This window comes from Modestobacter caceresii (assembly GCF_000761485.1).
Lineage (GTDB): Bacteria > Actinomycetota > Actinomycetes > Mycobacteriales > Geodermatophilaceae > Modestobacter > Modestobacter caceresii.
On record NZ_JPMX01000009.1, the window covers coordinates 58,296 to 80,863 of the forward strand.

31 protein-coding genes, 1 tRNA gene and 1 pseudogene are annotated in these 22,568 nt (G+C 73.1%); 17 read left to right on the forward strand and 16 right to left on the reverse strand.

The window, feature by feature from the left end; translation table 11 throughout:
• Positions 1 to 138: 138 nt before the first annotated feature.
• Positions 139 to 1,341 carry a PucR family transcriptional regulator gene (locus tag IN07_RS03155; protein ID WP_052090648.1) on the reverse strand — a complete coding sequence of 401 codons (1,203 nt, stop codon included), beginning with the start codon at positions 1,339 to 1,341 and terminating at the stop codon, positions 139 to 141.
• A gap of 146 nt (positions 1,342 to 1,487) precedes the next feature.
• On the opposite strand from IN07_RS03155, the gene IN07_RS03160 reads away from it, so the two are divergent.
• Both IN07_RS03160 and pruA read left to right on the forward strand, forming a co-directional pair.
• Positions 1,488 to 2,420 (forward strand): proline dehydrogenase family protein, encoded by a 933-nt coding sequence (locus IN07_RS03160; RefSeq protein WP_036333511.1) that lies wholly within the window; start codon positions 1,488 to 1,490, stop codon positions 2,418 to 2,420.
• 54 nt (positions 2,421 to 2,474) lie between these two features.
• Positions 2,475 to 4,100 carry an L-glutamate gamma-semialdehyde dehydrogenase gene (gene pruA, locus IN07_RS03165; RefSeq protein ID WP_036333513.1) on the forward strand — a complete coding sequence of 542 codons (1,626 nt, stop codon included), beginning with the start codon at positions 2,475 to 2,477 and terminating at the stop codon, positions 4,098 to 4,100.
• A 14-nt stretch (positions 4,101 to 4,114) separates the two neighbouring features.
• Here the strand turns inward: pruA and IN07_RS03170 are convergent, their stop codons facing one another.
• Positions 4,115 to 4,663: a gluconokinase gene (locus tag IN07_RS03170; RefSeq protein ID WP_036333515.1), complete on the reverse strand. Its 549-nt coding sequence runs from the start codon at positions 4,661 to 4,663 to the stop codon at positions 4,115 to 4,117.
• A gap of 56 nt (positions 4,664 to 4,719) precedes the next feature.
• Between IN07_RS03170 and IN07_RS03175 the strand changes: the two genes are divergently transcribed.
• Positions 4,720 to 5,895 (forward strand): MFS transporter, encoded by a 1,176-nt coding sequence (locus tag IN07_RS03175; protein WP_036333517.1) that lies wholly within the window; start codon positions 4,720 to 4,722, stop codon positions 5,893 to 5,895.
• Positions 5,896 to 5,956: 61 nt separating this feature from the next.
• On the opposite strand, the gene IN07_RS03180 is transcribed toward IN07_RS03175, so the two are convergent.
• From IN07_RS03180 to IN07_RS03190, 3 genes are read right to left on the reverse strand one after another with little or no spacing between them, the layout of a single operon-like run.
• Positions 5,957 to 6,328 (reverse strand): hypothetical protein, encoded by a 372-nt coding sequence (locus tag IN07_RS03180; RefSeq protein ID WP_036333519.1) that lies wholly within the window; start codon positions 6,326 to 6,328, stop codon positions 5,957 to 5,959.
• A 14-nt stretch (positions 6,329 to 6,342) separates the two neighbouring features.
• A complete protein-coding gene (locus IN07_RS03185; protein WP_036333521.1) occupies positions 6,343 to 7,137 on the reverse strand; it encodes an enoyl-CoA hydratase/isomerase family protein in 795 nt (264 codons plus the stop codon).
• Between the two features lie 37 nt (positions 7,138 to 7,174).
• A complete protein-coding gene (locus IN07_RS03190) occupies positions 7,175 to 7,900 on the reverse strand; it encodes a GAF and ANTAR domain-containing protein (RefSeq protein WP_064972352.1) in 726 nt (241 codons plus the stop codon).
• 313 nt (positions 7,901 to 8,213) lie between these two features.
• Between IN07_RS03190 and IN07_RS03195 the strand changes: the two genes are divergently transcribed.
• Both IN07_RS03195 and IN07_RS24350 read left to right on the forward strand, forming a co-directional pair.
• The gene (locus tag IN07_RS03195) at positions 8,214 to 8,975 is read left to right on the forward strand and encodes a GAF and ANTAR domain-containing protein (protein WP_331437120.1); all 762 of its coding nucleotides are present in this window, start codon (positions 8,214 to 8,216) and stop codon (positions 8,973 to 8,975) included.
• A 264-nt stretch (positions 8,976 to 9,239) separates the two neighbouring features.
• On the forward strand, positions 9,240 to 10,106 hold the full coding sequence (locus IN07_RS24350; protein WP_064972353.1) for a GNAT family N-acetyltransferase: 867 nt from the start codon (positions 9,240 to 9,242) through the stop codon (positions 10,104 to 10,106).
• Positions 10,107 to 10,352: 246 nt separating this feature from the next.
• On the opposite strand, the gene IN07_RS03210 is transcribed toward IN07_RS24350, so the two are convergent.
• Entirely contained in the window at positions 10,353 to 10,652 is a 300-nt protein-coding gene (locus IN07_RS03210) for a hypothetical protein (protein ID WP_036333523.1), read from the reverse strand.
• Between the two features lie 449 nt (positions 10,653 to 11,101).
• Between IN07_RS03210 and IN07_RS25050 the strand changes: the two genes are divergently transcribed.
• From IN07_RS25050 to IN07_RS03230, 4 genes are all read left to right on the forward strand, one after another.
• Positions 11,102 to 11,278, forward strand: coding sequence for a hypothetical protein (locus IN07_RS25050; protein WP_156119008.1), 177 nt, complete (start codon positions 11,102 to 11,104; stop codon positions 11,276 to 11,278).
• Between the two features lie 73 nt (positions 11,279 to 11,351).
• On the forward strand, positions 11,352 to 11,639 hold the full coding sequence (locus IN07_RS03220; RefSeq protein ID WP_036333525.1) for a hypothetical protein: 288 nt from the start codon (positions 11,352 to 11,354) through the stop codon (positions 11,637 to 11,639).
• Positions 11,636 to 11,953, forward strand: a complete 318-nt coding sequence (locus IN07_RS03225) for a hypothetical protein (RefSeq protein WP_036333527.1) — start codon at positions 11,636 to 11,638, stop codon at positions 11,951 to 11,953. The genes IN07_RS03220 and IN07_RS03225 overlap by 4 nt, the downstream gene beginning before the upstream one ends.
• 115 nt (positions 11,954 to 12,068) lie before the next feature.
• A complete protein-coding gene (locus IN07_RS03230) occupies positions 12,069 to 12,425 on the forward strand; it encodes a hypothetical protein (protein WP_036333529.1) in 357 nt (118 codons plus the stop codon).
• Positions 12,426 to 12,529: 104 nt separating this feature from the next.
• Here the strand turns inward: IN07_RS03230 and IN07_RS03235 are convergent, their stop codons facing one another.
• The 8 genes from IN07_RS03235 to IN07_RS03270 form a co-directional block, all read right to left on the reverse strand.
• Complete coding sequence (locus IN07_RS03235) at positions 12,530 to 13,150, reverse strand: helix-turn-helix domain-containing protein (protein WP_036333531.1); 621 nt, start codon at positions 13,148 to 13,150, stop codon at positions 12,530 to 12,532.
• Positions 13,151 to 13,250: 100 nt separating this feature from the next.
• Entirely contained in the window at positions 13,251 to 13,532 is a 282-nt protein-coding gene (locus IN07_RS03240) for a hypothetical protein (RefSeq protein WP_156119009.1), read from the reverse strand.
• Between the two features lie 41 nt (positions 13,533 to 13,573).
• Positions 13,574 to 13,795 carry a helix-turn-helix domain-containing protein gene (locus tag IN07_RS03245; RefSeq protein WP_036333535.1) on the reverse strand — a complete coding sequence of 74 codons (222 nt, stop codon included), beginning with the start codon at positions 13,793 to 13,795 and terminating at the stop codon, positions 13,574 to 13,576.
• 45 nt (positions 13,796 to 13,840) lie between these two features.
• On the reverse strand, positions 13,841 to 14,596 hold the full coding sequence (locus tag IN07_RS23750) for a hypothetical protein (RefSeq protein WP_052090650.1): 756 nt from the start codon (positions 14,594 to 14,596) through the stop codon (positions 13,841 to 13,843).
• Positions 14,596 to 14,805: a hypothetical protein gene (locus tag IN07_RS03255; RefSeq protein ID WP_036333537.1), complete on the reverse strand. Its 210-nt coding sequence runs from the start codon at positions 14,803 to 14,805 to the stop codon at positions 14,596 to 14,598. The genes IN07_RS23750 and IN07_RS03255 overlap by 1 nt, the downstream gene beginning before the upstream one ends.
• A gap of 417 nt (positions 14,806 to 15,222) precedes the next feature.
• A complete protein-coding gene (locus tag IN07_RS03260) occupies positions 15,223 to 15,582 on the reverse strand; it encodes a hypothetical protein (RefSeq protein ID WP_036333539.1) in 360 nt (119 codons plus the stop codon).
• Positions 15,583 to 15,660: 78 nt separating this feature from the next.
• A complete protein-coding gene (locus tag IN07_RS03265; protein ID WP_036333541.1) occupies positions 15,661 to 15,915 on the reverse strand; it encodes a hypothetical protein in 255 nt (84 codons plus the stop codon).
• A complete protein-coding gene (locus IN07_RS03270; RefSeq protein WP_036333542.1) occupies positions 15,915 to 16,100 on the reverse strand; it encodes a helix-turn-helix domain-containing protein in 186 nt (61 codons plus the stop codon). Before IN07_RS03270 ends, IN07_RS03265 begins: the two co-directional genes overlap by 1 nt.
• A 95-nt stretch (positions 16,101 to 16,195) precedes the next feature.
• Here IN07_RS03270 and IN07_RS03275 point away from each other — a divergent pair, with 95 nt between their 5' ends.
• Together IN07_RS03275 and IN07_RS26910 are read left to right on the forward strand one after the other, a co-directional pair.
• Entirely contained in the window at positions 16,196 to 16,696 is a 501-nt protein-coding gene (locus IN07_RS03275) for a helix-turn-helix transcriptional regulator (RefSeq protein ID WP_156119010.1), read from the forward strand.
• Positions 16,693 to 17,766, forward strand: a pseudogene (locus IN07_RS26910) (tyrosine-type recombinase/integrase); the annotation flags it as partial. The gene IN07_RS03275 and the pseudogene IN07_RS26910, both read left to right, overlap by 4 nt.
• A gap of 212 nt (positions 17,767 to 17,978) precedes the next feature.
• On the opposite strand, the gene IN07_RS03285 reads toward IN07_RS26910, so the two are convergent.
• A tRNA-Lys gene (locus tag IN07_RS03285) sits at positions 17,979 to 18,054 on the reverse strand.
• A gap of 344 nt (positions 18,055 to 18,398) precedes the next feature.
• Between IN07_RS03285 and IN07_RS03290 the strand changes: the two genes are divergently transcribed.
• Positions 18,399 to 19,466, forward strand: a complete 1,068-nt coding sequence (locus IN07_RS03290; RefSeq protein WP_231557972.1) for a L,D-transpeptidase — start codon at positions 18,399 to 18,401, stop codon at positions 19,464 to 19,466.
• A gap of 45 nt (positions 19,467 to 19,511) precedes the next feature.
• Here the strand turns inward: IN07_RS03290 and IN07_RS03295 are convergent, their stop codons facing one another.
• Positions 19,512 to 20,054 (reverse strand): DUF1353 domain-containing protein, encoded by a 543-nt coding sequence (locus tag IN07_RS03295; protein ID WP_052090651.1) that lies wholly within the window; start codon positions 20,052 to 20,054, stop codon positions 19,512 to 19,514.
• A 136-nt stretch (positions 20,055 to 20,190) separates the two neighbouring features.
• Here IN07_RS03295 and IN07_RS03300 point away from each other — a divergent pair, with 136 nt between their 5' ends.
• From IN07_RS03300 to IN07_RS03320, 5 genes are read left to right on the forward strand one after another with little or no spacing between them, the layout of a single operon-like run.
• Positions 20,191 to 20,547 (forward strand): DMT family transporter, encoded by a 357-nt coding sequence (locus IN07_RS03300; protein ID WP_036333548.1) that lies wholly within the window; start codon positions 20,191 to 20,193, stop codon positions 20,545 to 20,547.
• Complete coding sequence (locus IN07_RS03305; RefSeq protein WP_036333550.1) at positions 20,544 to 20,864, forward strand: DMT family transporter; 321 nt, start codon at positions 20,544 to 20,546, stop codon at positions 20,862 to 20,864. Before IN07_RS03300 ends, IN07_RS03305 begins: the two co-directional genes overlap by 4 nt.
• A gap of 43 nt (positions 20,865 to 20,907) precedes the next feature.
• A complete protein-coding gene (locus IN07_RS03310; protein ID WP_036333552.1) occupies positions 20,908 to 21,303 on the forward strand; it encodes an ArsR/SmtB family transcription factor in 396 nt (131 codons plus the stop codon).
• A complete protein-coding gene (locus tag IN07_RS03315; protein ID WP_036333554.1) occupies positions 21,300 to 21,917 on the forward strand; it encodes a methyltransferase family protein in 618 nt (205 codons plus the stop codon). Before IN07_RS03310 ends, IN07_RS03315 begins: the two co-directional genes overlap by 4 nt.
• Positions 21,914 to 22,567, forward strand: a complete 654-nt coding sequence (locus IN07_RS03320; protein WP_036333556.1) for a cation diffusion facilitator family transporter — start codon at positions 21,914 to 21,916, stop codon at positions 22,565 to 22,567. The genes IN07_RS03315 and IN07_RS03320 overlap by 4 nt, the downstream gene beginning before the upstream one ends.
• The last annotated feature ends 1 nt before the right edge of the window (position 22,568 follow it).

A 22,568-nucleotide genomic window follows, 5' to 3' on the forward strand; every position in this document is an offset into this window, starting at 1 on the left:
CGGGGGCCCCGTTCGTCGCCGGAGTGGAGGCCCGCCGGGTCTCGACGGCCCGCTGCTCGACCGCCGCACCGGGGTGCAGGCGGCGCAGCACGTCGGCGTCGTCCCTGGACCGGGCAGACGCTCGTCGTGCTGACGTCATCAGCCCGCCGAGCTTAGGTCACCGGAGCGGCGGGGGAGGTGCGGCGGGTTCGTCGCTGTGAGCCGCGCTGAGCGCACGCCCAGGTGCAGCAGCAGCCGGTCGGCGCCGTCGGCGAGGTCGAGCCCGGTCAGCTCGGAGATCCGGCCGAGCCGGTAGTAGAGCGTCTGGCGGTGGATGCACAGTTGCGCCGCCGCGCGCTGCGGGCTGCCGGCGCAGTCCAGCCACACCTCGGCGGTGCCGGTGAGCACCGGGTCGGCCAGCAGGCGGGCCAGTGCGGGGTCCGGCCCGGGCAGCGCGGCCACCTGCCGCCACGGCCCGAGCTCGGACCAGGACGCCGCCGGGGCGAGCCGGGGGTCGACGGCGGCGACCCGTGCCGCGGTGCGCGCCTCGTGCCACTGGGCGGACAGCTCCAGGCAGCCGCGCCGTGGAGCGGCGACGCCGGCCGTGCTGCCGGGAGGGAGCTGGGCGAGCGCAGCCGCACTCAGCGCACCGGCCGGACGGGCGTCGGCGTCCCCGGGCAGCGGCAGCAGCACCGCCACCGCGACGGCGGGCCCGCCGCCGGAGGGGAGGACCGCGCTGACCGCCCCGGCTCCGGGCGGCGTCCAGCCGGTGGGCAGCCCCGGCGGAGCCGGGTGCAGCGCCACCAGCGCCACCGCCGTCCGGTCGCCCCCAAGGGCGTCGGTCAGCTCCCGCAGCGCCCGCCCGGGGGCGTTGCCAGTGAGTGCGGCGCGCAACGCCGCCGACAGGTCGGCGGTGCCGGGCCGGCCCTCCGCGAGCAGCCGGCCGGCCTCGGCGGCCAGCGCCACCGCCTCGGCCAGGCCCGGGGCGTCCGGGTACTCGACGTCGGTGCGGCCTTCGTCGAGCAGCCAGAGGTACCCCTGCAACCGCCCGCCCGCGCGCACCGGCAGGCACAGCCGGGTCAGGATGCCGGCCGCCGGGTCGGCCGGCACCCGCAGCGGGGCCAGGGCGTCGGCGATGCCGAACTCCTCGAACCGGTGACGCACCTCCGCCGTCGACCCCCGACCGAGGATCGACCGCGCCCGGACGGCATCCATCATGGCGCCTGAGCCGCCGGCCGCCGCGCTCGCCGGCTCGTCGTGCGCGCAGAACGCGAGCATCGTGAAGTCGCGGTCCTCCAGCGTCGCCGGGGCGGCGAGCAGGTGGGAGACCTCGTCCACCAGGTCCTGCAGTTCGTCGCGCACCGGGACCTCCTCTCGCCGTCTCAGACGATCGTACGAGGGTTCCTCGGCGAGTCCGGACATCTGTCGCTGGTGCGCGGTGGGTCGGCGTCCCTAGCGTTCGGGGCACCGCACCACCACGCTGAACACCGCCCCGTCGGAGGCGCCCCGTGCTCACCCAGAAGGCACTCCTCGCCGCCGCCCGCCGTCCCGGGCTCCGCCGCGTGGTCACCGGCACGCCCGTCACCCGCCGGGTGGTGGAGCGCTTCGTCGCCGGGGAGTCCCTCCCCGAGGCGATCGAGGTCGTGCAGGCACTGTCCGCCGACGGCCTGGCGGTCACCCTCGACCACCTGGGCGAGGACGTGACCGACCGCAGCGAGGCCCGGCGTACCCGCGATGCCTACCTGGCCGCGCTGGAGAGCCTGGCGCCGCTGGGCCTGAGCCGGGCCGCCGAGGTCTCGGTGAAGCTGTCCGCCTTCGGCCAGGCGCTGCCGGTGGGCGGGCACGACCTGGCGCTGGAGCTGGTGCGCCCGGTCGTCGAGGCCGCCACGGCGTTGGGCACCACGGTGACCCTGGACATGGAGGACTCCCGCACGGTCGACGCCACCCTCGCCGTCCTGGCCGAGCTGCGGCGCGAGCACCCGGGCACCGGTGCGGTGCTCCAGGCGATGCTGCACCGCACCGAGGACGACGCCCGCGCCCTCGCCGTCCCCGGGTCGCGGGTGCGGCTGGTCAAGGGCGCCTACCAGGAGCCGGCCTCGGTCGCGTACCAGGAGAAGGCGGACGTCGACGCCGCCTACGGCCGCTGCCTGGAGACGCTGGTCCGCGGACCCGGCTACCCGATGGCCGGCACCCACGACCCACGGTTCGTCCAGCAGAAGCTGGACCTGGTCGCCGAGACCGGCCGCTCGTCCGACAGCTACGAGTTCCAGATGCTCTACGGCATCCGCCCCGACGAGCAGACCCGCCTGGCCGCCGAGGGGCACACCGTCCGGGCCTACGTGCCCTACGGCGCCGACTGGTACGGCTACTTCATGCGCCGCCTCGCCGAGCGCCCGGCCAACCTGCAGTTCTTCCTCCGCTCCCTCGCCACCAAGTCCTGATCCGCCCCACCAAGATGGCCATTTTGGTGCCATCCGTCTCCTGAGGAGCACCCCATGGACGCCGTCACCCAGGTCCCCGCGCCGCGCAACGAGCCGGTCGGCGACTACGCCCCCGGCTCGCCGGAGCGGGCCGCGCTCCAGCAGCGGCTCACCGAGCTCGCCGCCTCGCCGGTCGAGCTGACCGCCACGATCGGCGGGCAGCAGAAGACGGCCGGCGGTGCGGCCTTCGACGTCGTCGCCCCGCACCGGCACGCCCAGGTGCTCGGGACGTCGGCCGCCGCCACCGCCGCCGACGCGCAGGAGGCGGTGCGCTGCGCCAAGGACGCCGCCCCCGGCTGGTCGGAGCTGTCCTTCGACGACCGGGCCGCGGTGTTCCTCAAGGCCGCCGACCTGCTGGCCGGGCCGTGGCGGCAGACGCTCAACGCCGCCACGATGCTCGGGCAGAGCAAGACGGCGTTCCAGGCCGAGATCGACTCCGCCTGCGAGCTGATCGACTTCTGGCGCTACAACGTGCACTTCGCCCGCCAGGTGCTGGCCGAGCAGCCGGTCTCCGGCCCGGGCGTCTGGAACCGCGTCGACCACCGCCCCCTGGAGGGCTTCGTCTACGCTGTCACCCCGTTCAACTTCACCGCCATCGCCGGCAACCTGCCGACCGCACCGGCCCTGATGGGCAACACGGTGATCTGGAAGCCCGCCCCCACCCAGCAGTTCGCCGCGCACTTCCTGATGCGGCTGCTCGAGGCCGCCGGTCTGCCGCCGGGCGTGATCAACATGCTGCCGGGTGACGGGGTCGCCGTCTCCGACGTGGTCCTCGCCGACCGCGACCTGGCCGGCATCCACTTCACCGGCTCGACCCCGGTGTTCCAGCACCTGTGGCGCACGGTGGGGGAGAACATCGCCGGCTACCGCGGCTACCCGCGGATCGTGGGGGAGACCGGCGGCAAGGACTTCATCGTCGCCCACCCCTCCGCCGACCCCGACGTGCTGCGCACCGCGATGATCCGCGGCTCCTTCGAGTACCAGGGCCAGAAGTGCTCGGCGGCCTCGCGGGCCTACGTGCCCCGCAGCCTCTGGAGCCGGATCCGCGACGACCTGATCGGCACCGTCGAGGAGATCCCGATGGGCGACGTCACCGACTTCTCCAACTTCATGGGCGCGGTCATCGACCGGAAGTCGTTCACCAAGCTGTCGAAGGTGCTCGAGTCGGCCAAGGACGACGACGCGCTCACCGTCGTCGCCGGCGGGACGGCGGACGACAGCGAGGGCTTCTTCGTGCGGCCGACCGTCATCGAGGGCACCGATCCCGAGCACGACGTCTTCACCACCGAGTACTTCGGCCCGGTGCTCGCGGTGCACGTCTACGACGACGCCGACTACGACACCGTGCTCACCCAGATGGAGTCGGTGGCGCCCTACGCGCTGACCGGCGCGGTCATCGCCCAGGACCGGACGGCGATCGCCCACGCGCAGCGCTTCCTGCGGCACGCGGCCGGCAACTTCTACGTCAACGACAAGCCCACCGGCGCCGTCGTCGGCCAGCAGCCCTTCGGCGGTGGCCGCGGCTCGGGCACCAACGACAAGGCCGGCGCGGCGCAGAACCTGCTGCGCTGGACCAGCACCCGGTCGCTCAAGGAGACGTTCGTCCCGGCGACCGACCACCGCTACCCGCACATGGGGTAGCAGCCGCGGCGAGCTCAGCGGGGGAGCGGGATCTTCCGCTCGTCGCAGAGCTCGGAGAGCATCTCGCCGACCGTCTCCTCCACCGAGCCCTCACCGGGGACGACGGCGCCAGGCTCGTCGTCGCCCAGCGGCTGCAGGGTGTCCAGCTGGCTGCGCAGCAGGCTCGGCGGCATGTAGTGCCCCTTGCGCTGGGCGAGCCGCTCGGTGAGCACCTCCTCGGAGGTGTCGGCGTGCGCGAACCACACCGAGGGGTGTCCGTCGCAGAGCAGGTCGCGGTAGCTGCGCTTGAGCGCGGAGCAGGTGAGGATGAACGACGTCCCGGCGGCCTCGTGCTCGCCGATCAGCTCGGCCATGCGGCGCAGCCACGGCCAGCGGTCCTCGTCGTCCAGCGGGGTGCCACTGCGCATCTTCTCGACGTTCTCCGGCGGGTGCAGGTCGTCGCCCTCGATGAACTCCCACTGCAGGCGGCGGGCGAGCTCGTTCGCGACGGTCGACTTGCCGGAGCCGGAGACCCCCATGACGACGATCGAGGTGGTCGCCGGGATGCTGTCCGTGGTTTCCATGCCCCGACCGTATTGAGTCGAGGGAGGAGTTGGGAACCGGGACGGAGGCACGGGACATGACGACGACGGAACGACGGTCCTCGCTGTGGCGCCTTCCGGCCGTCCGCTCCCTGTTCGCGCTCAACGCCCTCGGGTTCCTCAGCTACTCGCTGCTGCTGTCGGCGCTGCCCGCGCACGCCGCCGCGCTGGGCGCCGGGCTCACCGCCGCCGGCTCGGTGACCACGGTGTTCCTGGTGGCCACCGTGCTGGCCCAGACGGCGGTGCCGGCCCTGGTCGCCCGGCTGGGCATCGCCCCGGTGCTGGCGGGAGGGCTGATCGCGCTGGGGGCGCCGTCCCCGCTGTACCTGCTGGCCGACGACGTGCGCTGGTTCGCCGTCGTCTCGGTGGTGCGCGGGGTGGGGTTCGCGGTGCTCACCGTGCTCGGCTCGACGATCGCCGCGCAGGCGGTGCCGCCCGAGCGGCGCGGTGAGTCGATCGGCATCTACGGGCTGGCGATCTCGGTGCCGACGCTCGCGGCGGTGCCGGGTGGGACGGCGCTCACCCTGGCCGGTCACTTCCCGTGGGTCGCCGCGATGGCGGCCGCCCCGGTGCTCGCCCTGGTGTTCGTGCCGGGGCTGGTGCGCGCGCTCGGCCCGCCGGAGGTGTCCGCCCCGGATGGGTCGCGTGCGGCAGTGTGGGCCGCGGCCGCGCCGTCGCTGGTGCTGCTGGTGGTGACCCTGGCCGGCGGCGGGCTGGTCACCTTCCTGCCGATCGAGCTGCCCGACGGCGCGCTGGCGGTGGTGGCGCTGCTGGTGTTCGGGGTCAGCACCGCACTGTGCCGGTGGGGCGCCGGGGTGCTGGTCGACCGGCTGGGGGCGCGGGTGCTGTTGCCGGCCACGCTGGCCAGCGGGGTCGCCGGGATGCTCCTGGTGGCGCTGGGGCTGCGGACCGCCGGCGTCGGTGGGGCCGCGGCCGTGCTGGCCGGGGCCTTCGCGCTCGGAGTCGCCTACGGCGCGGTGCAGAACCTGACGCTGGTGCTCGCCCTGGCCCGGGCCGGCGCGGGGCAGACCACGACGGTCAGCGCCGTGTGGAACGCCTGCTACGACAGCGGCACCGCGATCGGTGCGCTGGCAGTGGGGGCGGTCGCCGCGCAGGTCGGGCTCTCGCTGAGCTACGTGTTCGTGGCGGTGCTGCTCGCGTTGGCACTGCCGCTGGCGGTCACGCTGCCCCGCGCGCTGCGCGCCACGAACTGAGCGCGCTGCGCGCCACGAACTGAGCGCGCTGCGCGCCACGAACTGAGCCGGCCGGCTGAGCTCAGCCGGCGGACGCCTGGTCGCCCAGCCGCTGCCGCGCGGCCTCGGCCAGCCGCTCCACCGTCTGCACCTCGGCGGCGGCCTCCCGCAGCCAGGTGCGCAGCCCGTCGACGTCGAACCGGTTGCGGTCACGCACCTGGCCGAGCAGCACCTGCCGGGCGCTGGACTGGGCGCGCATCGCGGTGGGCAGGGTGCGGCCGATGCGGCGGGCCCGGGTGGTGAGGCCGGCGCCGAGGAAGACCAGCTCGCGGACGTCGGACAGCCCGGCGAGGAGCGCCTCGGCGTCCTCGGGCCGGCCGTCGGCCAGCAGCTGCAGGTACTCGTCGGCGCGGCGGGCGCCGGTGTCGGCGGGGTTCTCAGACGGTGCGGTCACCCCTCCACTCTCCCTCAGCGGCCGGACCAGTGCGGCGGGCGCTTCTCCAGGTAGGCCGCGATCCCCTCGCGCCGGTCCTCGCTCAGGTAGGGGTTCGGGCCGACGTCCAGCCGCAGCGCCGCGGCCAGCGGCAGCTCGAGCCCCTTGACCGCGGTCTCCTTCATCCGGCGCACCGAGAGCGGGGCGTTGGCCGCGATCCGGTCGGCGAGGGCCAGGGCGGCCGGCAGCACCTCCTCGACCGGGACGACGCGGTTCACCAGGCCCCATCGGGCGGCGTCCTCACCGGTCACGTACTCGCCGGTGAAGAGCATCTCCAGTGCGATGCCGGTCGGGATGCGCTTGGGCAGCACGACGGACCCGTAGTTGGCGCCCATGCCAATCGTCGCCTCCGGCAGGCCGAGCTTGATCCCGGGCGCGGCGATCCGGATGTCACAGGCCAGGGCCAGTTCGAAGCCGCCGGCGACCGCGTGCCCGGCGAGGGCGGCGATGACCGGCACGTACGTCTCGCCGAGCACCTCGAACAGGGTGCGGCCGGGGCGGTTCATCGGCGGCCGGAAGGGCTCACCGCGCTGGTCACGCTCCCGGATCTCCTTGAGGTCGAACCCGGCGCAGAACGCCGGCCCCTTGCCGGTGAGCACGACGGCCCGGACGTCGGCGTCCTCGGCGCAGACGAGCAGCTCGTCGACGAGGTCGGCCTGCAGCGCCGAGGACAGCGCGTTGCGCCGCTCGGGCCGGTCGAGGGTCAGCACGCGGACGTGCCCCCGGGTCTCGGTGGTCAGGCCCGACTCGCGGCGCTGCGGTTCGCTCATGGCCGCGATCCTGCCTGCACCCGTCGGGCCCGGCAGGTCAGGCGGAGGGGAGCTCGCCGGTCTGCACGAACTGCTCCGCGATGTCGCGGACCTTCCGGTTGGTCTCCATCGACAACTCGGCCAGTACGGAGAACGCCCGGTCGGCCGGCCACTTGTACCGCTCCATCAGGATGCCCTTGGCCTGGTCGATGACCGCCCGGGAGTCCAGCGCCGCGCGCAGGTGCTCGGCGCGCCCGACGGCGGTCTCGTAGAGGTACATGTTCGACACCGGGACCACGGCGTAGGCCGCGAACCGGGCCGCGGTCCGACGGGTCTGCTCGTCCAGTGGCTGGGAGGTGCGCGCGTAGACGTTCAGCCCGCCGTTGATCAGCTCCTGCGGCGGCAGCGGGAAGGACAGCACCCCGCGGCACCCGCGCTCGGCAGCGGCCTGCGGGAACGCGCTCCACCGCTGCTCCGCGGCGGTGTCCAGCAGCTCGACCACCTCACCCGTCGTCGCAGCCTCCAGGCAGGGCCCGGAGCCCTGCGCGTACTGCACGAGGTCCAGGTCGCGGGCGAGTGGGTCGCTCGCGGCAACGGTCGACGAACGGCCGTCGGTGACGATGGTGACCGAGGTGGCGGGGTCGCCGGGGAGCACCCGGGCGGCCAGGTCGGCGACCCGTTGCAGCACCGACTCCAGGGAGTGCTCGGCGAACGACATGCGGCCCAGCTCGTCGAAGGCGAGCTGGACCAGGTCGGCGTCGGGGTCAGGGGTGGGGCGAGTCAACGTCGTACTCCGGCGGCAGGTGGCACCGGACAGCTGCATGCGCCGGCGGGGAGACGGGCTTCGGGAGATCACCGAGGACCCGCTGAGGACGGGGTCGACGACCCCGCTGCCGCACGCCGGCTGTGTGACGTTGTGGCACCGGGAGCATAGCCGGGGCCGGCGGACAGGTCGGGCGGCGTGCGAACCGTGTCGATCATGCTCCGGCGCGTACCGTGATCAGTGGTGTCGTGACGCGGCACCGACGTGCGTCAGCCAGCGGCGTGCGCGCGAGCGGGGCCTCAGCGCGGGGCCCTCGCCGAGGTCGCCATCCCCGGTGCTCCACAGACCGGAGGTCGACCTGTCCATCTCTGACGGACCCCTGAGCCGTGACGCCACCGACGCGCTCGCCCGCCTGGGCAACCTGGCGCTGCGGGACCACTCGATGGAGTCGGTGCTCCAGACCGTCGCCGACCTGGTCAAGCAGGTGCTGCCGGGCGAGATCGAGGCCTCGATCTCGCTGCTGGTCAACGGCAAGGCGACGACCACGGTCTACACCGGTCAGCTCGCCCTGGACCTGGACGAGAACCAGTACGGCCGCGGCTACGGCCCCTGCCTGCACGCCGCCTCGACCGGTGAGCTGGTCGAGATCCCGGATGCGCGCGTCGACGACCGCTGGCCGGACTACTGCCGAGCCGCGTGGCAGCGGGGCAGCGGCAGCTCGCTGTCGGTGCCGCTCCCGATCCAGGAGCAGGTGGCCGGAGCGTTGAACATCTACGCGCGTGCACCTCGTGCCTTCGACGAGGAGGCCCGGTCGGCCGCCGAGCGGTTCGCCCCGTACGCCGCAGTCGCGGTGGCCACCATGTACGCCTACCAGAGCACCCGGGAGCTGGCGGAGAACCTGCAGATCGCCCTGGAGTCCCGGGCGGTGATCGACCAGGCCAAGGGCATCCTGATGGAGCGGTACAAGCTGACCGCCGACCAGGCGTTCCAGGCCATGGCGGCGGTCTCCATGCGGCGCAACCGCAAGGTGCGGGACATCGCCGAGACGCTCGTCCGGACGGGGGAGTTCCAGCCCGACGGCCCGGCGGCCGGCTGAGCGTCCTCGGCCTGCGATCGGGTTGGGCCACGACGCGCACGGGCAGAACCCGGGCAGGGGCCGTCTGCGTGCCGGCACACAGAGGACCCCAGGCTCGGTGGTCGAGACGACGGCCACCGGGCCGCCCCATCCGCGGACGGCGCCCGGGCCGAACACCCTCCGGCTGGGTCGTCCCCCTGACCCAGGGTCGGCGCGGCCGCCCGGACCAGGCGGGGACGCGCAGGGCATGGACCGGCCGTCCGGGGGACCTGTCAGGCTCCGGACGTGCCTCCGTCGACCGTCCTGCGGCCGGCCACGCCGGACGAAGCCGGCCGGCTCACCGAGTTGGCGCTGCGCAGCAAGGCCCACTGGGGTCACCCGGCCGACTTCCTGGCGGCCTGCCGCGCCGACCTCACCGTCGACGAAGCCGCCTGCGACGGTGTCTCCGTGCGCGTCGCCGAGTGCGGCGGCCAGGTGCTCGGCTTCTGGCGCCTGGCGCCCACTGACGACCCGGTGCGGGGCGAGCTGACCAACCTGTTCGTCGACCCGCGGGCGATCGGCAGCGGCGTCGGACGGCTGCTGGCGACCGACGCCGTGGCGCACGCCCGGGCCCGCGGCTGGCGCACGCTGGAACTCGACGCCGACCCGCACGCCGAGGCCTTCTACCGGCACCTCGGCGCAGTACGGATCGGTTCCTCGCCGAGCACGGCGTCACCAGGCCGCTCCCTGCCGCGGATGTCGCTGGCCGTCACCGCACGCCACCACGTCATCTGTGGGGCGCTGGTCCGGGACGGCCGGGTCCTCCTGGGGCACCGGACGGCGGGCCGTCGCTGGTACCCCGACGTGTGGGACCTGCCCGGCGGGCACGTGGAGGACGGCGAGAGCGAGCTCGCCGCGCTCCGCCGTGAACTGCAAGAGGAGGTGGGCGTGCAGGTGACGGGCATCGACCCCGAGCCGGTCGCGCGGCTGCTCGACGAGGACCTCCAGCTGGCGGTGTGGCTCGTGCGCCACTGGACGGGGGAGCCGGTGAACCGCTGCCCGGAGGAGCACGACGACCTGCGCTGGGTCAGGCCCGACGAACTCCCGGGACTCAGGCTGGCGGACGCCCGGTACGTCGACCTGCTCGGCGGGCTGTTCACGGACGAGAGGTGACGGCAGTGTCCGCGGAGCCCGCAGCCCACCGCCGATGACCGAACTGGGCGGGGAAGAGCGTCACGAGGTGCTCGACCGGCTAGGGACGACGGCCGATCCGGGTCAACGTCCACAGGGCGCATCGGCGGCAGATGAACACCCCTGGGGTGTCCCCCAACTCGTGCACTGCCGAGTGCGGGAGCTGTCGCCCGCAACAGCCACAGTGCACCTGCTCCGCACCCGGCGGCGCCTGGCGCCTGAGCAGCTTCACGTCAAGACCGACATCAGGTCGTCGACAGTCGGACACCCAGCCAAGCCGTCCTTGGTGGCGTACACCCGACAGGAGAGACCAACGGGACTGTCCTGTCGCAGGAACGGGTCGCGACCGTCGACCAGGATGGTCGGCGATCCTCGGAACTGGACCGCTTCGGCTTCAGCTGCAGTGGTGACCTGTCGGTGCTCGACCACCACGTCGTCATGACCCGTGGCGACCAGCGCTGCCCGGAGCCGCGCGTCGGCCTCCTGCCAGTTGGGACAGCCGCCGAAGTAGACGAGTGTCACGTTCATGTCAGCATCCTCGCGCAGTCCGTCCGGCCGTGGGCGCACGAGTGAGTCGACGTCGACTCGGCCAGGGTGCAGCGGCTCATCCGTGCGTCGGCAGGAGGGCCGCGCCCGACGAGACCGGGGAGTCAGCGGGGAATCCAGCCGTCAGAGACGACGAAGCGGCGACGTCCGTGGACATCGCCGCTGGTCATGGGAGTGTGTGGTGCGCCATCAGGGACTCGAACCCCGAACCCGCTGATTAAGAGTCAGCGCAGCGACGTGCCGCGGAGTGATGCGTCGTGAGTCGCCGTGACATTTTCGCTGGTCAGCGGGCTGCGTTCGTGTCGGTCGGTACCGACCCCGATGGCGCACTTTCGGCCGGTTCGCGCCCACAGTGCGCCCACGATGGCGGTTCTGGCGTACCGGTGGCGGATGGTGTCGCGACGACACGAACCCGTACCCGCGCGGAGTGCGTGGCAGCGGCCGGCCAGGCCCTGGCCGACGCGATCGCCCGCCGGGACTCGCTGGACCCCCGCGCGGCAGCACTTGAGGCCTACGAGCCGGGCGGCCCCACGGTCGCCGAGATCGAGGCGCTGATCCGCCACCAGCGCGGCGAGGCCCCCACAGACACGTCTCCGCCGACCGGCTGAGACGAAGCGGGCCCGACAAGAGGTTGCCGCCTCCGGCCGGGCCCTCGATCCCACCCCCAGGAGGGCGAGGACCGTGAGCACCAACGCTACCGAGACCCACCGACAGAAGCGTCACCCCAACGAGGTGGCCTGCCCCACCTGGTGCGCGAGGCACCAGGACGTCGACGCCGGCACCCCGGATGCCTTCCGGGTCCACCGCAGCCGCACGCGCCGCACGGCGGGCTACCAGGTGCAGCTCCAACGCGTCGACGACGACCAGGCCGGGCGCACCGTGGTGCTGCTTGACGACACCGAGCTGACCGCCAAGCAGGCTCAGGCGCTGGCGGAGGTGCTGCAGGCCGCAGCGGGCGACGCTCGATGACCACCACGCTGAGCGAGGGGGCGCAGGAGGCGCGGGAGCTGTACGAGGGAGGGCTGTCGCTGCGCCAGGTCGGGGCGCTGCTGGGCATATCGCACACGCGGGTACATGCGCGGTTGCAGGCGGAAGGGGTACCGATGCGCGCAGCGGCGCCGCGGCGGAGGCACCTGCAGCTGGTGACCGCCCCGCCGCCCCGGCCGGCTCCGCTGGTGGTGCCGCCGGAGCGGGCAGCGATGGCGTTCACGGCTGATCGCGGCTGGCACCTGGTGCAGGCCCCGCCAGCGTGGATGCTGGAGATGCTTTCCGAGCTGGACTGAGACGGCCCTGAGCCCCTTGCCGCGCGGTCGGCAGGGGGCTCAGTGCTGTCGATGGGCGCCGCTACGGTCAGCGGCAGACCGTGACCACCAGGGGCACGGCAGATGAAGGAGCGACATGGCCGTCCAGGACCAGGACCAGGACGAGAGCGACTACAAGCGCGTCCCCGTGTACTACGTGGTGGACGCTGACGGGGCCCGTGCCGTGCACGGCGGCTTCGAAGAGGTCAAGGCGATAGACCCGATGCCGCAGCCGGTTCTCCTGGTGACCACGCCGGATCGCCTCGACTTCTGGTTCGCCGCCGTCACCCGGCCTGGGAGCGATCAGAAGACCAACGTGAGCTTCCGCATCACCGACGCAGGTCTCCTCACGGTGCAGACGCGCGACGAGCGGGTCCTGGTGGCCTACGCACCGAACGGCTGGCTCGACATGTCGACCGTGTTCGCCGGGGTGAGCGCGAGCCCGCCCAGCTAGCGCGCGCCGAGCTGTTCACGGGCCGGCTGTGCCCGAAGTTCCGGTGAGTGACGGAACGCAAGAGGCCCCCACCCTGACCGGGTGGGGGCCTCTGTGCTGTGCGGTCACGTCGTGACGTAGGCGGCGTACCCGCGGCGGAACACCGGCAGGGCCCGCACCCGGCACTGCTTGCGCAGGTCGCACATGGTGCCGGTGGCCGATCCGCCGGTCCAGCCGGTCACCTCGGCGAGCTCGAGCGCGGTCAGCCCGCGGTCGCCCTGCTCGGTGACCAGCTGGGCGGCCCGGTCCCGCTTCGTCATGGCCGGCGGCGGCTCCGGTGCCGGGCGGTCACGGCGCACCCGGGCCGGGCGGCGACGCCCGTCGTGAGAGGAGACAGTGGCATCGGGGTCGAACGGCACCACGGCGGCGACGTCACCGGCGACCGTGGCCGGGGCGACGTTCAGCCCGGCGGCCATCGCCCGCTGCGGCATCCCGCGGGCAGCCCACGCGGCCACGGCCTCCCGGCGCTCGTCGACCGGCAGCCGCAGGGTGGCCAGCTCGGGGAGCTCGGCGTCCACGTAGGCCTGCCAGGTGTCGTACCCGAGTGGTTCCCACGCCCGGCCTTCCCAGGCCTGCACGACCAGGTCGAGGACGTTGGCGAGCTTGGCGCGGATGCGCTGGGTGAGCTTGCGGGCACCGGCCTCGGTGAGGATGCACGGTGCTCGACCGTCCAGGACGGCGCTCACAGCAGCAGCTCGGCGATCGACGCGGACGCGGTGGCGATGAAGAGCACGAGCGCGCCGCACCAGCGGCCCGACATGGCCTCGACGAGCGACGGCGGGCGGGTCACAGCAGGCCCCGGGCGTGCTGCTGGCCGAGCTGCACGGTGGCGGCGCGAGCCGCGGCGGCGAGCTTCCCGCCGGCGCAGGCGACGTAGTCCAGGGCGGCGTCGTGGTCGACGAGCACCAGGAGGTCGGGGTCGTCGAGCTGGGCGGCGGACAGCCGCTCCAGGGCGTAGACGGCGCCGTTGGCGTCCTGGACGACGACGGCGGTGCGGAGGTAGGTCGCGGCCTCGAGCATCGCCGCGGTGACCTTCGGGGCGGGGAGGGTGAGCAGCTTCATGCTCACCCTATCGGCGGCTCCCTACCTCACCTTGAGCAGAAAACTGCTCAGATGTTCGGCAGGTTGAGGAGGTCGACCACCGGCACCTCGAGGGCGGCGCTGACCTTCTGCACGTCGTCGAGGTCGAACGCAGTCCGACCGGCGAGCTTGTCCACGACGCTGCGCTGAGAGATGCCCGTTCGGCGGGACAGCTCCCGGCCGGACCAGCCGCGCTCCTCGAGTCGCCGACGCACCTCGGCCGCGACGGCGGCGGACAGCTCCTCGGGCACGACGTCACGCTACCGACTGCTCAGAATCGAGCAGACGAGACCGGCCTACGTCTGCTGCCCCTGCAGCTGCGATGGCTCCACCTTCAGGCCCCCCGAGCCGGACACCATGCGGGCCTGGATCTCCACCGACAGGCCCGCCATGTGGTCGCCGGGCACCGGCCCGGGCCCGAACAGGTACTCGGTCACCGCCGCCGGGTCCGTGATGACGGTCGACCCGAGCTGCTGCCCGTTGACCATCACCCGCAGCTGCCCCGACGCGCCGGCGGCGGTGTGTGCCGCCCACACGCGGGCGAACAGGCTCGGCTGCTGCTTGGGGAGCTTCGCCCGGAACAGCGTGCTCCACTCGGTCGAGGTGGTCGACAGCCAGTCGGCGTCACGGGCCCGGTAGAACGGCGTCCCAAGGTACGGGCGGGCGAGGCCCTGACCCGAGTCGGTGTCGTCGGCGAACACGGTGTTCCCGGTGCGGTCCCGCCAGGACAGCGCCTGGTTGAGGGTGCCGTCCTGGTCGGGGAAGGCGTCGTACAGGTCGAGGACGTTGGTGCCGTCTGCGCGCTTGACGATCCACACCTGCTGCCGTTCACCGTTGCCGAGGGTGTCACCGCTCGGACCGAGGTAGAACAGCGTGACCCCGCCGGTGGCCTTGGACAGCAGCCGCAGGAACCCGCCCTTGATCGTGAGCCCGCCGTCGGAGATCGACGAGTTCCGCAGGAACCCGGAGCGGGCGAACTTGCGCACCTCCTGCTCGGCGATCTGCCTGATCCGATCGGCCAGCCCGGGCGGGGTACCTGCATCGACTCCCATCAGAAGCTCCCTGTCCGCAGCTTGATGGCGAGCTCGTTGGCCAGGTCCCGGGGCGTGCCCTCGATGAGGTTCACGTTCTCGACGTTCAGCAGGGTGTCGACGCCGCCCGCAGTAGCCCGGGCAGCGGAGGCCCCGGCCCGGCCTCCGTCAGCCAAGCCTTGGCCGCCGGGCACGATGATCCGTGCGGTGCCCGCGTTCACAGCGGCCATCGCCCGGTCCCCGTACTGGCCGGCGGATCGGGCCTTGATGACCCACTCGTCGTCAGACAGGGCCAGGGGCAGCCCGCTGTAGGTGAGCGCCGGGATGCTGTCGGAGATCGGGGTGCCCGGCCCGTCGAGTCGCCCACCCGCAGAGAACCCGCGGGCAGTCCTGGAGCACGAAGCTCTTGAGGGTGCCGAAGTGGCCGGCGATGACGGCGACGGTGCGCCGGTCGATGGTGCCGTCGATGAGTGGTTCGGGTTCGGGGAGTTGTGCGAGGGCGCCGCGGGTGAGGATGCGGTCGCGGAGGGGCGGCCGGCCGGGCACGGGGGTGAGGCCGGGTGCCGGCTCACCGGCGGGATCTGGCGGCAGTGGGATGTCCTGGCCGGCGTAGGGGTCCCGCGACCATGGGTTCTGGGCGGCAGAGGTCACCGGTCAACGTCCGCGCAGGTGACGATGCGTCGCTCACGCCACTCGGCCCAGGACATGACGTCGTCGGCCCGGTCGGCGGGCACCATCCAGCGCCCGTGGTCCCGGAGGCGTTCGGTGATGCCGACGGCGTCGAGGAGCGCGGTGATGTCGGGCCCGTCGAGCCAGGCGCTGAAGCGGCCGACCTCGACGTGGAGGGTGCGGGGACTGGGTCGTGCGGCTGCGGCTCGGCGGTCCTGGCGGACGCACCAGTCGGGCAGGAAGGTGATGCCGGCGGCTCGGCGTTCGGCGCGGCGCTGCTCGAGGTGGGCCCATGCTTCGGGGATCCAGTGGGGGTGGTCTTGGCGCGCTATGGTCATCGTGGCTGCTCCAGTTGCGTGGGGCTGTCGGTGGCGGGTGGCGGCCGGTCCCACGCCCGGGACCGGTGCCCCTGTCGTTCAGGGCAGGGCGCGTAGAGCGGCGGGGTGCTTGGCGCCGGCCGGTTCGCCGTCGGGCTGCACGCCGAGGAGCTCCCGCAGGTGCGCGGTGACCACGCGATAGCGGTGGCCGACCTTCAGCACGGCGACGGGGAACTCCCCGCGGCGGGCCAGCTCGTACGAGGCGGTGCGGCCCATGCCGAGCGCGGAGCCGGCGGTGACCAGGTCGACGACCACGGGAAGGTCGCGCACCTCGTCAGCGGTCCAGGTGCGCATCACGCGCTTCGCCGATCCGACCGCAGGACGTCCCGCAGCTCGGCCTCGTCGAACCGCAGCTGCCGCCCGACGCGGTAGGTCGGCAACTCGTCCGCGGCCACCAGGCGGTAGAGGCTCCGTTCCGAGATGCCCAGGAACCGGGCGGCGCCGGGCACGTCGAGGAGTTGGCTTCCGAGCTCGGGCATCGCGACTCCTGTAACTACCTGACTTGACGGTCAGTCCTCAGAGTTACAGCGGTGTCACTACTTGTCAACCCTGGCAAGTCCTGTCATGCTGTGTCATGACGAGAGGGGTGCCGGTGCGCATCGAAGAGGTCATCGGGCAGAACGTTCGGTCCCGCCGCGAGGAGCTGGAGATGACGCAGGAAGAGCTCGGCCGGCGGGTCGGCGGGCTCCTCGGGCGGGAGTGGCCGCGTCAGACGGTCTTCACCGCGGAGAAGGGTGGCCGGAGCTTCACGGCCGCCGAGTTGGTGGCCTTCGCCTTCGTCCTCGACGTGAGCATCGAGCGGCTCTTCCGACTCCCGCTCGGTGAGCGAGCCATCCAGCTGGCCACCGGGGTGGGACTCGATCACGCAGCCCTTCGCCAGTCGGCGGAGGACGGCGGGCCGGTCCAGCAGAAGCTCGAGGAGATGCGGCAGACGTTGCGCACGCTGTTCGACGCGAACGCCGAGGCCGGAAAGGCGCAGCGGTGGACAGATGACGCCGTGCGGAAGCTGAACGAGCAGATGCAGGACGCACTCAACAGCGCGGGTGCCGCGAGCGAGGACGGCGAGCAGTCGTGAAGGGCTCGACGTTCCGCCGGTGCGGCTGCCGCGACGAGGCCGGCAAGCTGCTGCAGGCCTGCCCGCGGCTCGGCAAGGAGCGCGGGCACGGCTCTTGGTACTACCGGGCTGACGTCGGCCGGGACGGCTCCACCGGCCGACGTCGGGAGCAGCGCAAGGGTGGGTTCCCGACGAAGGCTGCCGCTGACGCCGCGCTGGCCCAGGTGCTGGCGGCCGTCTCCACGGGCGAGCATCGGCACGACGGCCGCCAGACCGTCGGCGCCTTCCTCACCACCTGGCTCGCGGACCGCATCAGCGACGGCCTGCGCCCTTCCTCGGCCGCCATGTACCGGCTCTACGTCGAGCGCGACATGATCCCGGCCCTGGGGCACCTCCGGCTCGGTGATCTGCGCCCCGGTCACGTGGAGCGGATGCTGCGCGACATGCGTGCCGCCGGCCGCGGCGCGACCACCATCCGGCGCACGCACGCCGTGCTGCGATCCGCCCTCACCTCGGCGCGGAAGGCACGCCTGGTGCCCTACAACGCGGCCACTGACGCCGAGCTGCCGAACGTCCAGCCGGCCAAGGTGCGCCCCTGGGAAGCCGACGAGCTCGCCACCTTCCTCGACCACTCCGCCAGCCACCGCCTAGGCGGCCTGTACGAGGTCATGGCGTTCACCGGCCTGCGCCGCGGGGAGGCCTGTGCGCTGCGTTGGGCCGACGTCGACTTCGAGCGCGGCTTCATCACCGTCCGTTCGCAGCTCGTCGAGGTCCGCGGCCAGGTCATGGAGGGCAAGCCCAAGACCCGCTCCGGTGAGGACCGTCGGGTCGACATCGGGCAGCGCACCATCGGCGCCCTGATGGCCCACCGGTTCGCGCAGGACGCCGAGCGCCTGCAGTGGGGGAGTGGCTACACCGACGGCGGCCGGGTGTTCGCCCGGGAGGACGGCACCGACCTGTCCCCGGGGCAGGTCACCAAGACCTTCCAGCGGCTCGCTGAGGCAGCCGGGCTGCGGCAGGTTCGTCTCCACGACCTGCGGCACGGCGCCGCGTCGCTGATGCTCGCCGGCGGCGTCGACGTGGCCGTGGTGTCCAAGCGAATGGGGCACTCGTCGGTGCGCCTGACGGTCGACACCTACAGCCACCTGCTGGAGGGCGTTGGCCGTGGAGCGGCTGACGCTGCTGAGGCGATGGTGCGCCCCCGGGCGACCGCTCCGGCACCCGATGCGCCCACATCGCGCCCACAGGCCCCCGTGAACGACGAAGCGGCTCCGTCCCGGAGGACGAAGCCGCTGGTCGATCGTGGTGCGCCATCAGGGACTCGAACCCCGAACCCGCTGATTAAGAGTCAGCTGCTCTGCCAATTGAGCTAATGGCGCGTGTCGCTCGACGTGGTCGAGCAACAGGAGAGGACTCTACACGCCGATCCTGCTCCACCGTCCGATGGGGTCGGGTCATCCACGTCACGGGTTGCGGCGCACAAGGAACTGTCAGCAGGAGCGTGGAGACTGGGCGACGGTGTCGAACGCCTGCCGGGAGGGCCCCGGTCGGCGCGCACCGGACAGGGGGCAGGTCTTCGTGGGTCCGCAAGCAGGCGAGACGGATCGCTGCACTGCTCATCGCCGCGTTGCTCGCCGTGCTGGCGGCCTGCTCGGGGTCGTCGTCCGAGGCCGCGCCGGACGACACGGCCGGGTCGCCGACGACCGCACCCTCCGCGCCCGCCGTGGTGACGCTGAGCCTGGCCGACGGCGCCGCCGACGTCCCACCGACCACCCCGCTGGAGGTCACGGTCACCGGTGGTGAGCTGGGCGACGTCACCGTCGCGGACGCCACCGGCGCCGAGCTGGCCGGCAGTCTCGAGCCCCGGGCGGGCGACCCGTCCACCGCCGTGTGGACGCCGGAGGGCGAGCTGGACTACGGCACGAGCTACACGGTCACCGCCACGGCCGCCAACGCCGCCGCCGACGAGCGCACCGCCACCTCGACCTTCACCACGGTGACCCCGGAGACGCTGTCCACCCCGGGCATCGGCCCGCTGGACGGGACCACCGTCGGCGTCGGCATGCCGATCCGGGTCTTCTTCGACGAGCCGGTCGCCGACCAGGCCGCCGTGGAGAGCCACCTCCTCGTCACCAGCAGCACGCCAACCGACGGGGTGTGGAACTGGGTGCGCGACGACGAGGTGCACTTCCGGCCCTCCACCTACTGGCCGGCCGACACCCAGGTGACGCTGGAGGCCGACCTGTACGGGGTCGACTTCGGCGAGGGCGTCTGGGGCGAGAAGGACCGCACCATCTCCTTCAGCGTCGGGGAGCAGCACGTCTCCGTCGCCGACGCCGCGGCGCACACGTTGAGCGTCTACGACAGCGGTCAGCTCGTGCAGACCTTCCCGATGAGCGCCGGCAGCACGGAGAACCCGACGCACAACGGGCCGCACGTCGTCCTCGAGAAGTTCGCCGACATCACGATGGACTCCTCGACGTTCGGCCTGGCCGTCGACGCACCCGGCGGCTACCGCACCGACGTCGAGTACGCGACGCGGATCTCCAACAACGGCGAGTTCGTGCACGCCGCCCCGTGGTCGGTCGCCGACCAGGGCTCGCGGAACGTGAGCCACGGCTGCCTCAACCTCTCCACCGAGAACGCGAAGTGGTTCTACGACTTCGCCCGACCCGGTGACGTCGTCGAGGTCGTCAACTCGATCGGCGGCACGCTGACCGCCGCCGACGGCGACATCTACGACTGGGCCATCCCGTGGGAGCAGTGGACGGCGGGCAGCGCACTGTCCTGACCGGCCCGTGGCATCCGGCCGGCGTCCCTGCGGGCGTCGGTCGGGTCAGTGCCACACGTCGGGTTCCGGTTCCGGCGTGCGACCGGCGGTCAGCCGCGTGACCAGCGACTCGGCGACCCGGTAGACCGCCAGCGCCAGCGCGATCACCGCCGCCGGCGGGACGACGATCGGAGCGCCCAGCACCGACAGGGCCAGCACCCGCGGGGCGTCGCGCCACCAGCCCGCCCGGCGCACCGGGTTCGCCAGCGCCCCCCAGCGCACGCCGCACCACATCAGCCAGCGGCGCAGCGGCGGCACCCCGAGCTCACGCATCACCCGCCGGAAGACCCCGTCGGCGTCCCGGGCGGAGACCAGCCCGCCAGGCACCGCGACGTCGGTCAGCCAGTCGTGCAGGACGGCGGCCGGGGTGTAGCGCCCGGAGCGCGGGAACAGCCACACCACGACGCGGGGGACCGACGCGAAGTCGGTCCGGAAACCGGGCGGGACGACGAAGGTCTCCCGCTCGCCGCGGTAGACCAGGGGCGCCAGCACCTCCCACGAGGAGTCGGTGGCCCGGCGCACGGTGAGGGCGAGGGAGTCGAAGGGCACCGGTGCTGAGTCCCCCCGGCCGCCGTCCCCGACACCTGCCTCCGCTCCCCCCGGCCGGCGCCGGATGATGAGGTGGCCGGGTGACACCAGCGAGGAGCCCGGCGGACCCACCGGGCGAGCACGGCAGGAGGGTCCGGTGAGCCGGTGGCTGTGGCTGGGCGGGGCGATCGTCGTCGAGGTCGTCGCGACCCTCTCCCTGCGGGCCGCCACCGAGCAGCCGCTCTGGTACGTGTCCGTGGTCGTCGGCTACCTCGCCTCGTTCCTCCTCCTGGCCGGTGTCCTGCGCCGGGGGATGGCCATCGGTGTCGCCTACGGCATCTGGGGCGCCAGCGGGGTGATGCTCACGGCCGTCGCCGCGGCCTTCCTGTTCGACGAGGCGCTGACCCCGCTCATGGGCCTCGGCTTCGCGGTCATCGTCGTCGGGGTGCTGCTCGTCGAGTTCGGGTCCCACCGGGCCGAGGGCGCACCCGAGCGGGTGGGGGACGTCCGATGACCTGGCTGTTCCTCGCGGCGGCGATCGGCTGCGAGGTCGGCGCAACCATGTCGCTGCGCGCCTCGGACGGCCTGCGCGACAAGCGCTGGGTCCCGCTGATCGCCGGGGGCTACCTGGCCTGCTTCTACTTGCTCACCCTCGCGCTGCGGGAGGGCTTGGCCATCGGTGTCGCCTACGGCATCTGGGCCGCCGGCGGTGTCGCCCTCACCGCCGTGATCGCGCACCTCGCCTTCCGCGACCCGCTCACCCGGACGATGGGGACCGGCATCGCACTCATCGCGGTGGGCGTCCTGCTCGTGGAGCTCGGCGCCCACTGAGCTAACTGTCCTTTGCATCGTCCATTGTGGTTATCATCGCCGCATGACGATGCTGGACGGTGGCGCTGCCATGGCGTCGGTGGGAGATGGTGGGGCCGCGGTCGACAAGTCCGCTGCACTGACTGCGGCGGCGTGCATGTTCCGCAGCCTGGGCGACCCGGCCCGGCTGGCGATCGTGCGGCACCTGACCCTCGGCGAGCACAAGGTCGTGGAGCTGACCGAGCACCTGGGCCTGGCCCAGTCCACCGTGTCGGCGCATCTGTCCTGCCTGCGCGACTGTGGGCTGGTCACCTCCCGGCCGCAGGGTCGTGCCTCGATGTGGTCGCTGACGGCCGCCCCGCAGTTGCTGCAGCTGCTGGCCGCTGCTGAACAGCTGCTGGCCGTCACCGGCGACGCGGTCGCGCTGTGCCCCACCTACGGCCAGCGCAGCCGGTCGTGACAGCCGTTGCGCTCGTCCTCTACGTCGTCGCACTGGTCGTGCTGTTCGGCGTGCGGTCGTGGGTCCAGCACCGGCGCACCGGCTCGGCCGGCTTCCACGGCATCTCCGGCACCCCCGCCCGAGCCGGGTGGTGGGGCGGTGTGATGTTCGTGGTCGCGCTTGTGCTCGGCGTGGCCGGCCCGCTGCTCGCCGTCCTCGGCGTGGTCGACGCCCGTCCGCCGGTCGCGGTCCAGGTCCTCGGACTGGTGCTGGCGTCGGCCGGGTTCGCCGCGACGCTGGCCGGCCAGAGCGGCATGGGTGATGCGTGGCGGGTCGGCGTCGACCCGGCAGAGCGGACCGAACTGGTCACCGGCGGGGTGTTCGCCCAGGTCCGCAACCCGGTCTTCGCGGCGATGGTCACCGCCCAGACAGGTGTCGTACTGATGGTCCCCTCGCCGGTCAGCGTGGCGGCGCTGGTCGCGGCGGTCGAGCTGCAGGTGCGCGCGGTCGAGGAGCCGTACCTGCGTGCCGTGCACGGCGGGGTCTACACCGACTACGCCGCCAGGACCGGCCGCTTCATGCCCGGCATCGGCCGACTCGCCCGCACCTCGCCCACGCAGGGGGTCCCCGCGTGACCGGCCGGGCGAGCGCCCTGACCGAGGCCGAGACCGAACGGCTGACCCGCCGCGGGCTGCGCCTGGCGCAGTTCACCGTCGTCTACAACGTCGCCGAGGGCGCCGTCGCGATCACCGCCGGCCTGCTCGCCGGGCTGGTGTCCCTGGTGGGCTTCGGGGTCGACTCCGGCATCGAGTCCCTCGCCGCCGTCCTCGTGGGGCTGCGGCTGTCGGCCCGGCTGCGGCACGGCAGCACCGACGAGCGCAAGGAGCGTCGGGCGCTGAAGGCCGTGGCGGTCACCTTCTTCCTCCTGGCCGCGTACGTGCTGATCGAGGGTGTCCGCAGCCTGCTCGGCGACGAGGAGCCCGACACCTCCGCCGTCGGGCTCGTCCTGCTGGCCGCCTCGATCGTGGTCATGCCACTGCTGGCCAGGGCGAAGCGCCGGGTCGGGCTGGCGCTCGGCGGTGACCCGCTGGTCCTCGCCGACGCGGCCGAGACCCGGATCTGCGTGCTGTTGAGCATCTCCACCCTGGCCGGGCTCGGGCTCTATGCGCTCACCGGGGCCGCCTGGCTCGACCCGGTCGCCGGCTTCGTCATCGCGGCCTTCGCCGTCCACGAGGGCAGGGAGGCGTGGGAGGGCGAACTCGTTGAGGACGACGACGAGGACTGAG

Coding starts and splice junctions, on each gene's coding strand:
- IN07_RS03175 (WP_036333517.1), top strand. CDS start 4,720: ATGACGACGACGGAACGACGGTCCTCGCTGTGGCGCCTTCCGGCCGTC.
- IN07_RS03265 (WP_036333541.1), bottom strand. CDS start 15,915: ATGCGCACCTGGACCGCTGACGAGGTGCGCGACCTTCCCGTGGTCGTC.
- IN07_RS03260 (WP_036333539.1), bottom strand. CDS start 15,582: ATGACCATAGCGCGCCAAGACCACCCCCACTGGATCCCCGAAGCATGG.
- IN07_RS03305 (WP_036333550.1), top strand. CDS start 20,544: ATGACCTGGCTGTTCCTCGCGGCGGCGATCGGCTGCGAGGTCGGCGCA.
- IN07_RS03270 (WP_036333542.1), bottom strand. CDS start 16,100: ATGCCCGAGCTCGGAAGCCAACTCCTCGACGTGCCCGGCGCCGCCCGG.
- IN07_RS03230 (WP_036333529.1), top strand. CDS start 12,069: ATGGCCGTCCAGGACCAGGACCAGGACGAGAGCGACTACAAGCGCGTC.
- IN07_RS03275 (WP_156119010.1), top strand. CDS start 16,196: ATGACGAGAGGGGTGCCGGTGCGCATCGAAGAGGTCATCGGGCAGAAC.
- IN07_RS03310 (WP_036333552.1), top strand. CDS start 20,908: ATGACGATGCTGGACGGTGGCGCTGCCATGGCGTCGGTGGGAGATGGT.
- IN07_RS03170 (WP_036333515.1), bottom strand. CDS start 4,663: ATGGAAACCACGGACAGCATCCCGGCGACCACCTCGATCGTCGTCATG.
- IN07_RS23750 (WP_052090650.1), bottom strand. CDS start 14,596: ATGGGAGTCGATGCAGGTACCCCGCCCGGGCTGGCCGATCGGATCAGG.
- pruA (WP_036333513.1), top strand. CDS start 2,475: ATGGACGCCGTCACCCAGGTCCCCGCGCCGCGCAACGAGCCGGTCGGC.
- IN07_RS03210 (WP_036333523.1), bottom strand. CDS start 10,652: ATGAACGTGACACTCGTCTACTTCGGCGGCTGTCCCAACTGGCAGGAG.
- IN07_RS03185 (WP_036333521.1), bottom strand. CDS start 7,137: ATGAGCGAACCGCAGCGCCGCGAGTCGGGCCTGACCACCGAGACCCGG.
- IN07_RS03225 (WP_036333527.1), top strand. CDS start 11,636: ATGACCACCACGCTGAGCGAGGGGGCGCAGGAGGCGCGGGAGCTGTAC.
- IN07_RS03255 (WP_036333537.1), bottom strand. CDS start 14,805: ATGGCCGCTGTGAACGCGGGCACCGCACGGATCATCGTGCCCGGCGGC.